At 56.9% G+C, this 1,130-nt stretch carries 1 protein-coding gene; it reads right to left on the bottom strand.

The window, feature by feature from the left end:
- The coding region (mobP3, locus tag B5G37_RS15385) for a MobP3 family relaxase (protein ID WP_242962910.1) at positions 1-1,130 on the bottom strand (1,130 nt) is incomplete at both ends.

Raw genomic sequence — 1,130 nt, 5'->3', positions numbered from 1 at the left:
CGAAAAAACTTGCCCAGCTGGTGTGCCGCTACGGTGTAGCCCTCATCCCAGAGTTGCTCCAACTCACCCACGGCTTGGGTGTGTTCTTCATCCAGCGCATAGATGTCCTGCAGGACATCCTTGGCGGCACGGTAACGATGAGCCTGTTCATACACACTGTAGGAGAGATGCTCCTCAGCTGTGTCCTCTGGCTCTGGTTCGTCCCGCATGGCTTCATCTTCAAAGGTCAGGAGGCCGAGACGAATGTTCTCGGCCTCCCGGATCACATCGTTTTTGATTTTGCGAAACTCCTTCTGCTGAGAGAGGGGGAGGTGCTCCCTGGGGATGTTGTTGTAGCACTGGTTCAGCTCATCCCGAATGCGATTCCAGGCTTTGTAGCACTGGGCCACCTCCGGTTGCTTGGCCAGCTCATCCACAATGTTGTCCACCAGGGTCTTCAGGGGCTTCTTCAGATAGCTGTACTGCTTTTTTCCGCTTGTGGTTTCCAAGGCCTGTACCAGCTGGCCCATGTTCTCTTCGATGATGGGGCTGTCCCACAGCTGACGTGCCATCCTGTGAATCAGCTCCCGCATGGTGTCCTGGGCCGTCTCCGTGAGCTCTTTGTAGGCAACATCCTTTCTCTGGTAGAGCGCATTCATCTCATCCCGGAAGATACTGTTGGTCAGCTTGGAGCGCATGGCTGCAATGCCGTCTCTGGACAGGAAGCCCTCCTTGGGATGATCGGACCACACCATCATGTGAATGTGAGGGTGATGTCCCTCGTCGTGGAAGGCTGCGTACCAGCGGAAGTGATCGGTGGGGATCTTCATAGCCTTGGCTAAGTCCTTCGTGTGTCGCATCAGCAGGGAGCGCCACGCCTCTGCATGGTCGTACCCCAGCCGGGACGCATCCTCACGGCGGAGAGAGTAGATGATGGTCCACACATTCCCCTCATGGGATTCCAGCTGGGACATGGCGGTATCCAGATCCACGGAAGGGGCGGCGCTGAACAGCCCGTGGGAGCCCCGTCGTTGTACACGGGGGCGGGTAGCGATGTACTGCATATACCCACTCTCCGAATGAATCTCGTGGAGGTTGGAATCCAGTGCCATGGTGATGAATGCAGAGGCGGTACCCAGAGTGGGTGTCTT

The sequence above is a fragment of the Pseudoflavonifractor sp. An85 genome (assembly GCF_002161235.1).
GTDB lineage: Bacteria > Bacillota > Clostridia > Oscillospirales > Oscillospiraceae > Enterenecus.
This window is presented reverse-complemented; position numbering and strand designations above follow the sequence as displayed.